Here is an 8,004-nt window from a genome sequence, read left to right as displayed (position 1 = left end):
GGTTGTCACCCATGTCTTAGGTACAGTTTGTTACCTATGTGTCCGGGCCGGACACATCGAGAAAATGGCGCGAGAGACGGGACTCGAACCCGCGGCCTCCGCCGTGACAGGGCGGCGCTCTAACCAACTGAGCTACTCCCGCGGATGCCGTAATCAGATCCTGACCCGCGCAGAACCGAGGGCATAAAGGCCCGCTCCCGCTTAGTCAAGGACGTTGCAGATCCCCGCGCCAGACGGGCGTTTCTACGATTGTGATGCAAATAACCGCCTGTTTTCAGGTAAAACAGCGCAGGAGGCGATTATCCGAATCATTTGAGGCCTGCTACGTCTGGGTTTCTTGAAATCCTCCCCGCTCCGGCTGTACCGGAACCCCCGGGTTTCAAGTCACCACGAACGCATTTTCCCAGCGCGGACCGGCAGCAACGAACGCGCTCAAAGCCATTCAACCAACGAGGAGGGCCAGACATGGCGAAGAAAGCGGCGGCTCCAGCCACCATCACACTGAAGCATCTGGCAGCGGCTCTGGCCGAGGAACATGATCTGTCGAAAAAAGCCGCCGAGGCGATGCTGACCGACATGGTCGGCAAGATCACAAAACACCTGAAAAAGGGCGAGCGGATCAGGATCGTTGGTCTCGGCATTCTCCAGGTCCGCAAGCGCGCCGCCCGCACCGGGCGCAACCCCGCCACTGGCGAGCCGATCCAGATCAAGGCCAGCAAGAAGGTCGCGTTCCGCGCAGCCAAGGAACTGAAGGAAGCGGTCTGACCAAGACTCCCCTAGACCGATCGCACCAGAAGCGCCATTCCGGCAGGGACCGGGAATGGCGCTTTCTGTTATAGAGCGCTTTCCTTGCTCAACTTTTCCGGATCGTCATGCCGCGTTCGCCCCTCGCCTTCACCCACGACGTCACCGAGCGCCTCCTGCGCTATGTCGTGATCGACACCCAGTCCGATCCGGCCTCGCCGACCTGCCCGTCCACCGAGAAGCAGAAGAATCTGGGCCGCCTGCTGGCGTCAGAGCTGCAGGCGATGGGGCTCACCGACGCCCATCTCGACAAGCACGGCTATGTCTACGCGACAATCCCGGCCACCACCGAGAAGAAGGTCCCGGTAATCTGCTTCTGCTCGCATATGGACACTTCCCCGGACTGCACCGGCGCCAACGTCAAGCCGCAGATCGTGAAGAACTATCGCGGCGGCGACATCGTGCTGCCGGCTGATCCCACCCAGGTGATCCGCTTTGCCGACCATCCTGCGCTCGCCGGCCAGATCGGCCACGACATCATCACGACCGACGGCACCACGCTGCTCGGCGCCGATAACAAGGCCGGCCTCGCCGAGATCATGGACGCGGCGCGGTTTCTAATTCAGAACCCGCATATCAAGCACGGCACCATCAAGATCCTGTTCACGCCGGATGAAGAGATCGGCCGCGGCGTCGACAAGGTCGACCTGAAAAAGCTCGGCGCCGACTTCGCCTATACGATGGACGGCGAAAGCGCCGGGCATATCGAGGACGAAACCTTTTCAGCCGACGGCGCCACCGTCACCATCGAAGGCGTCTCGACCCATCCCGGCTTTGCCAAAGGCAAGATGGAGCACGCGATCAAGATCGCAGCCGCCATCATCGACCGCCTGCCCAAGGATACCTGCTCGCCTGAGACGACCGAAGGCAAAGAAGGTTTTCTGCACCCGATCGGCATTTCGGGCGCGCTGGAGAAAGCCACCATCGGCTTCATCGTGCGCGATTTCACCGACGAGGGCCTGCAGCAAAAGGAAGCCCTGCTCGAAGACATCGTCAAAAACGTGATGAAGGACTATCCGCGCTCGACCTACCGGATGGAGGTCAAGCCGCAATACCGCAACATGAAACAGGTGATCGACCGCCACCCCGAGACGGTCGAGTACGCCATCGAGGCGATCAAGCGCGCCGGGCTGACACCGGTGCGAAGCTCGATCCGCGGCGGCACCGACGGCTCACGCCTGTCCTTCATGGGCCTGCCCTGCCCCAACATTTTTGCCGGCGAACACGCCTTCCATTCGCGGCTGGAATGGGTCAGCCGTCAAGATATGGAGAAGGCGGCGGAGACCATCGTGCATTTGGCGATGATTTGGGAAGAGCGGGCGTAGCGAGTCCGCGCGCCGCTCTCTGCTGTCAACGCATCCATCGGCAAATGCTGAAACATGGATTGCTTCGTCGCTTCGCTCCTCGCAATGACCGGGAGAGAGCTTTGCGCGGACGCCAATTACGACGCCTTTGCGGTCACAATCCAGACCGACGCCGGGAGCAACACCGCGTCGCCCCTCGCGAACGGCGTCAGCGCTTCGTGGATCGACGCGGCGACGGCAGCGCGAGCTTCTTCCGGCTGGCCGTCCAGCGCACGGCTCACCGGGCCGATCTCCATCGCACCCTGCACCGCGCCGTCGAGGCCGCGGCCGATCGCTGCATCCAGCAACAGCGGACACGCTTCCATTTCGACGCCGGTAAAGCCGGCCGCGTCCAGGATACGGCGCACGCGCTCCTCCGAGGCAAACGCAAATGGCCCGGGGTCTTCCGGCCCAAGCTGCGGCAGCTTTGGCACGTGCTTGTAGGCGGCCGCAAGCGGCGCCATGAAGAACGGATTTTCGCGCGGCTCGCGCCAGCAGGCGAACGCCAGCCGGCCCGATGGCTTCAGTGCCCTGCGCATGTTCGAGAAGGATAGCGCCGGATCGGCAAAGAACATCACGCCGAACCGCGAGGCCAGCACATCGAAGCCGGCAAGTTCGAACGGATAGACGGTGGCATCCGCCAGAACGAAATCGATCGGCAGATCCTTCGGCGCAGCCTGCCGCGCCCGCTCCAGCATCGGGCCGGATACGTCGATGCCGAGCACATGGCCCGATGGCGCGACCTTTTGCGCGAACGCAATCGCGGTGGCACCACTGCCGCAACCGATATCGATGACGCGGTCGCCCGGCTTCAGCCTGGCCCGGTCGACGACAAGGTCGGCGACCGGCTTGAGCAGTACGTCCTGCGCTGCCTGCCGCTCCGCCCAGCGCTGTCCGGCCGGACCGTTCCAGTAGGCGACCTGGTCGGCGTTTTGTTCGTGGCTTGCCGGTGTGTCCATTGGCGTGTTCCTTTTGCAATTTCGAACGTCCGTCGCACCTGTACCCGTTGCCGTATCATTGCCGTGATGCCGCTTAGTTTGTTCATGTATCCCGAGATTTACAGTCATAACTACACTTTCGTGCATTTCCTTCGGAACGATATCCCGCCTTTCGCGTGATCTATTGCCGCAAGGCAACTGACCGGCACTAGCACCTGGAGGGATCAAGATGAATGGGATGCGCAAATATGCGTACGGCGCCGCAGCGGCGGCCGCTCTCTTTATAATTCCGATTTCGGCCTTTTCTCAATCCATTGAGATTGGACCGGGAGGCGTCCGAGTAGATCGAGGAGGTGGGCGCTGCGAGCAACTAAGGCTTGCCTGCGAAAACAAGGACGCGCTGGGGGAGCGGGGCGAAGGCAATTGCCGCAGATATCGGGAGGCCTGCGGGCGACCAGTTCGCAGGGATGTGTGCGCCGAATTGAGATATGCTTGCCTCAACAAGGATGAGTTGGGTGAACGCGGCGAAGGAAATTGCCGTCGGTATCGCCAGACTTGTAGAGGTCAACTGTAAGGGTTCAGGGTTGCGGGGTGGTGCGACATTGCTCCGCGCCGCCCCGCGCTGCACCTGTTAGCGTTTAGATTGCTGGAAATGGCGTCCTCTATTACGCATCGTGATCGGAAGCTCGGTTCGATGTCGATCAGGTCCGTCGTCGCCTCAACGAGCTTCGGCGGTAGCTTGCGCCCTGGAGGCGCTAACGCCGAATTAATCTCATAGGCCTATTATTTCAGGCAGTTCTAGTTGAGTGTCGCGTAAGGGAGCCGTCGCGAGGGACGATCCAGCGACGGCTCCTTTTTCATTTCACTCATTTGAGGTTAGTACAGGTGACCACGGCATCGGAAACGCAGAGCCAAACCGAACAACCCGAATCCACGGCACCGAGCAAGCAATCGAGCCGGAAATCGGTCTTGGCGCTAGCGGTGTTCGCTCTTGGAATAAACAGTGCGGCGGCCGTCTATACGCTGCCGCCGGATTTTACCCTGCCGGATATCAGCCGTTTGGCCGAACTGCTTCCACATCAGAAAGCTTCCGATCCGATAGCAGATCCGGCTGTCGCCGCATTGAAGGATATTCAGTCGGCTCAACAGCAACACGTTGTCGCGCTGCAAGAGAACAATATCCTGTTGCAGCAAAACACAGCTCTTCTTCAGCAGGATTCAATTGCGCTTGCTTCTCTGAGACAAAGCGTCGTGGATGAGCGAGCCAGTGTGAAGAAAATATCTGCTCAGATTGCGGATGAACATGAAGACGTGAAGAAGATATCTGCTCAGCTTTCCAAGCTTATGGCGAAGGTCGACTCGCTGCAAAATGCAATAAAGCCGGAAATAACTTCCTCCATTTCAGCAAGGCACGCTCAAGACCGGCTATCCCGAGTAGTGCGCAAGAAGATGGCTCGGCAGCCTCAACCTGTGGGGCCAGTTTCGGTTGGAGGAGCGCCCCTAATTCTCCCGGCTACCACGACAACCCCACAAGGTTGAATGAGAAGAGAAGGCCAGTCCGCCTTCGCTCTTCAAGCTCGGCGCGACGGCCTTCGTCCTGCGGAGGAGCAAGCGGTCGCGCCACTGCGCGAAGGCTGGCATGCCGAGCCGAAGCCCCGCAGGGGCGAAGGCTGGTAGGCGGCGAGAGATTCGAACTCCCGACCCTCTCGGTGTAAACGAGATGCTCTAACCAGCTGAGCTAGCCGCCCGTAAGCCGCCTGTTTAGCCTCTCGACCCCCTTTGGTGCAAGGTGGGATATCCGCGCTGTTGCACTAGAGCGTTTTCCAGCGAAGTGGCCACCGGTTCGCGTCAAGAAAACGCGTCAAAACAAAACCTAGAGCCCGGTTCTGATTCAATCAGAACCGAAACGGCTCTAGTCGCCCGGCCGCCCCGGCAACGCCCCAATCTCGTCGATCCACGGCGCGGCGGAGCGGCACCAGATTTGACGCACTGGCTTGAGCTGATCGCGCTGGCGGATGCTGCCCCAGCGGATGCCCCAATCGTCTGGTCCGCCGTCTCCGCTGGTGAACAATGGCGAGCCGCAGATTTCGCAAAAGTGCTGAAAGCGAGTCCGGCCATTGTCGCCCTTCTTCGGATAGACCTTCGCCGGCGCGCCGGTCATGCGGACCTGCTCGGCCGAACAGATCACCGTCACCCGGTACGGCGAGCCCGTCAGGTTCTGGCAATCGGTGCAGTGACAGATCGATACTTTTTCAGGGTCGATGTCGGCCCGATAGGTCACCCGCCCGCAATGGCATTGCCCGTCGATTTCCATCCCTCATCAACGCCGTCCGCCGGGCCGAGGTTCAAACCGAGCTCCCATCCCCACAAACAAAAACGGCGCCCGAAGGCGCCGTTTTATCATTTCAGTTCGATGATCAGTGGTGGCTGATCGAGTTCAGTGGGCCGTCAGGCCACCGGCCGCCTCGTCCGAGGCGTCCTGCTTGACTGGCACCTTGGTGTCCTCTTCCCAGACGATCGGCACTGGGGCGCGGACCAGCGCCTTGGCGACGACGTCATCGAGCCGAGCAACCGGGACGATGTCCATACCGCCCTTGATCGCATCGGAAATCTCCGTGAGATCCTTGGCGTTGTCCTCGGGGATCAGCACCGTCTTGATGCCGCCACGGGCGGCCGCAAGCAGCTTCTCCTTCAGGCCACCGATCGGCAGCACACGACCACGCAGCGTGATCTCACCGGTCATCGCGACATCGTGCCGGACCGGAATGCCGGTCATGACCGATATGATCGCGGTGGCCATCGCCACACCCGCCGACGGTCCGTCCTTCGGGGTTGCGCCCTCCGGCACGTGGACGTGGATGTCGCGCTTGTCGAACAGCGGCGGCTCGACGCCGTAGTTGATCGCCCGTGAGCGCACGTAGGACGCTGCTGCCGAAATCGACTCCTTCATCACGTCGCGCAGGTTGCCCGTGACCGTCATCTTGCCCTTGCCGGGCATCATGACGCCTTCGATCGTCAGCAGCTCGCCGCCGACATCGGTCCAGGCCAGACCCGTGACGATACCGACCTGCGGCTCGCTCTCGATCTCGCCGAAGCGGTACTTCGGCACGCCGAGGAAGTCTTCGAGAGTCTTCTCGGTGACCTTGACCGACTTCTTCTTGGAGATCATCAGCTCCTTCACCGCCTTGCGGGCGAGTGTGGAGAGCTCACGCTCCAGGTTACGCACGCCCGCTTCACGGGTGTAGCGGCGGATCATCAACAGCAGAGCATCGTCGTCGATCGACCATTCCTTGGAATCGAGGCCATGCTTGGAGATGGCGTTCGGGATCAGGTGCTTGCGCGCGATCTCGACCTTCTCGTTCTCGGTGTAGCCGGCGATCCGGATGATCTCCATGCGGTCCATCAGCGGCCCCGGAATATTGAGCGTATTCGCGGTCGTGATGAACATGACGTTCGACAGATCGTAATCGACCTCCAGATAGTGGTCGTTGAAGGTCGAGTTCTGCTCGGGGTCGAGGACCTCGAGCAGCGCCGACGACGGATCGCCGCGGAAATCGGCGCCCATCTTGTCGATCTCGTCCAACAGGAACAGCGGATTCGAGGTCTTGGCCTTGCGCATCGACTGGATGATCTTGCCGGGCATCGAGCCGATATAGGTGCGGCGGTGACCGCGGATTTCGGCCTCGTCACGCACGCCGCCGAGCGAGACGCGCACGAATTCGCGGCCCGTGGCTTTTGCGATCGACTTGCCGAGCGAAGTCTTGCCGACGCCGGGAGGCCCGACCAGACACAGGATCGGTCCGGTCAGCTTGTTGGCGCGCGACTGCACGGCGAGATACTCGACGATGCGGTCCTTGACCTTCTCGAGCCCGTAATGGTCGGAGTCCAGCACGGCCTGGGCCTGCTCGAGGTCCTTCTTGACCTTGGACTTCTTGTTCCACGGAATCGACAACAGCCAGTCGAGGTAGTTGCGCACGACGGTGGCTTCCGCGGACATTGGCGACATCTGGCGCAGCTTCTTCAACTCGTGCTGCGCCTTCTCCCGCGCTTCCTTGGAAAGCTTGGTCTTGGCAATCTTCTCTTCCAGATCGGCCAGCTCGTCGCGACCTTCGTCGTCGCCGAGCTCCTTCTGGATCGCCTTCATCTGCTCGTTCAGGTAATACTCGCGCTGGGTCTTCTCCATCTGGCGCTTGACGCGCGAGCGGATGCGCTTCTCGACCTGCAGCACCGAGATTTCGCTCTCCATCAGGCCCAGCACCTTCTCCAGGCGCTGCGTGACGGACAACGTCTCCAGGATGCCCTGACGATCGGCGATCTTGACGGCGAGATGCTGGGCGACCTGATCGCTGAGCTTGGCGAAATCAGTGATCGCCTGAACCACGCCGACGACTTCGGCGGAGATCTTCTTGTTCAGCTTCACGTAGCTTTCGAAGTCGGACACGACCGAGCGCGCCAGAGCTTCGGCTTCAACCGAGTTGGCGTCGGTATCGGCGAGCGCGATCGCGGTCGCCTCGTAATATTCGATGCGGTCGGAATACTTTTGTACACGCGCGCGCTCGAGCCCTTCGACCAGCACCTTCACGGTGCCGTCGGGAAGTTTCAGGAGCTGCAGCACGCTGGCGAGCGTACCGACTTCGTAGATGGAATCCGGACTTGGATCGTCATCGGACGCGTTCTTCTGCGTCGCGAGCAGGATCAGCGCGTCGTTCTTCATCACCTCTTCGAGGGCGCGGATCGATTTCTCGCGGCCGACGAACAGCGGCACGATCATGTGCGGAAATACGACGATGTCGCGGAGCGGCAGCACCGGATACGAATGGCTTTCGCCGAGAACGATGGTTGGCCGGGTTTTTGGAGTCGTCATGGCCTATTCCTTCTGTTTTGCCCCCTTGCACGCAGTCCGCATCGCTTGCGCAACC

General features: G+C 60.9%; 6 protein-coding genes and 2 tRNA genes. 3 read left to right on the top strand and 5 right to left on the bottom strand.

Features of this window, described 5'->3' with window-relative positions:
• Positions 1-65 precede the first annotated feature (65 nt).
• Positions 66-142: transfer RNA gene (locus KJQ96_RS34580), tRNA-Asp, on the bottom strand.
• Positions 143-465: 323 nt separating this feature from the next.
• Between KJQ96_RS34580 and KJQ96_RS34575 the strand changes: the two genes are divergently transcribed.
• Entirely contained in the window at positions 466-765 is a 300-nt protein-coding gene (locus KJQ96_RS34575; protein WP_213290710.1) for an HU family DNA-binding protein, read from the top strand.
• A gap of 107 nt (positions 766-872) precedes the next feature.
• Complete coding sequence (pepT, locus tag KJQ96_RS34570) at positions 873-2,129, top strand: peptidase T (RefSeq protein WP_213290709.1); 1,257 nt, start codon at positions 873-875, stop codon at positions 2,127-2,129.
• 116 nt (positions 2,130-2,245) lie between these two features.
• Here the strand turns inward: pepT and KJQ96_RS34565 are convergent, their stop codons facing one another.
• Complete coding sequence (locus KJQ96_RS34565) at positions 2,246-3,106, bottom strand: class I SAM-dependent methyltransferase (protein WP_213290708.1); 861 nt, start codon at positions 3,104-3,106, stop codon at positions 2,246-2,248.
• 864 nt (positions 3,107-3,970) lie between these two features.
• On the opposite strand from KJQ96_RS34565, the gene KJQ96_RS34560 reads away from it, so the two are divergent.
• Positions 3,971-4,624, top strand: a complete 654-nt coding sequence (locus tag KJQ96_RS34560) for a hypothetical protein (protein ID WP_309142514.1) — start codon at positions 3,971-3,973, stop codon at positions 4,622-4,624.
• Positions 4,625-4,756: 132 nt separating this feature from the next.
• Here KJQ96_RS34560 and KJQ96_RS34555 read toward each other — a convergent pair.
• The 3 genes from KJQ96_RS34555 to lon all read right to left on the bottom strand — a co-directional run bounded on the left by KJQ96_RS34555 (position 4,757) and on the right by lon (position 7,949).
• A tRNA-Val gene (locus tag KJQ96_RS34555) sits at positions 4,757-4,833 on the bottom strand.
• A gap of 164 nt (positions 4,834-4,997) precedes the next feature.
• Complete coding sequence (locus tag KJQ96_RS34550; protein ID WP_213290707.1) at positions 4,998-5,399, bottom strand: GFA family protein; 402 nt, start codon at positions 5,397-5,399, stop codon at positions 4,998-5,000.
• A gap of 123 nt (positions 5,400-5,522) precedes the next feature.
• Positions 5,523-7,949: an endopeptidase La gene (gene lon, locus KJQ96_RS34545; protein WP_213290706.1), complete on the bottom strand. Its 2,427-nt coding sequence runs from the start codon at positions 7,947-7,949 to the stop codon at positions 5,523-5,525.
• Positions 7,950-8,004 lie beyond the last annotated feature (55 nt).

Source organism: Bradyrhizobium sp. sGM-13, from assembly GCF_018398875.1.
Lineage (GTDB): Bacteria > Pseudomonadota > Alphaproteobacteria > Rhizobiales > Xanthobacteraceae > Bradyrhizobium.
Note: the sequence above shows the minus strand (reverse complement) of the source record. Positions and strands in the feature narration are given on the sequence as shown.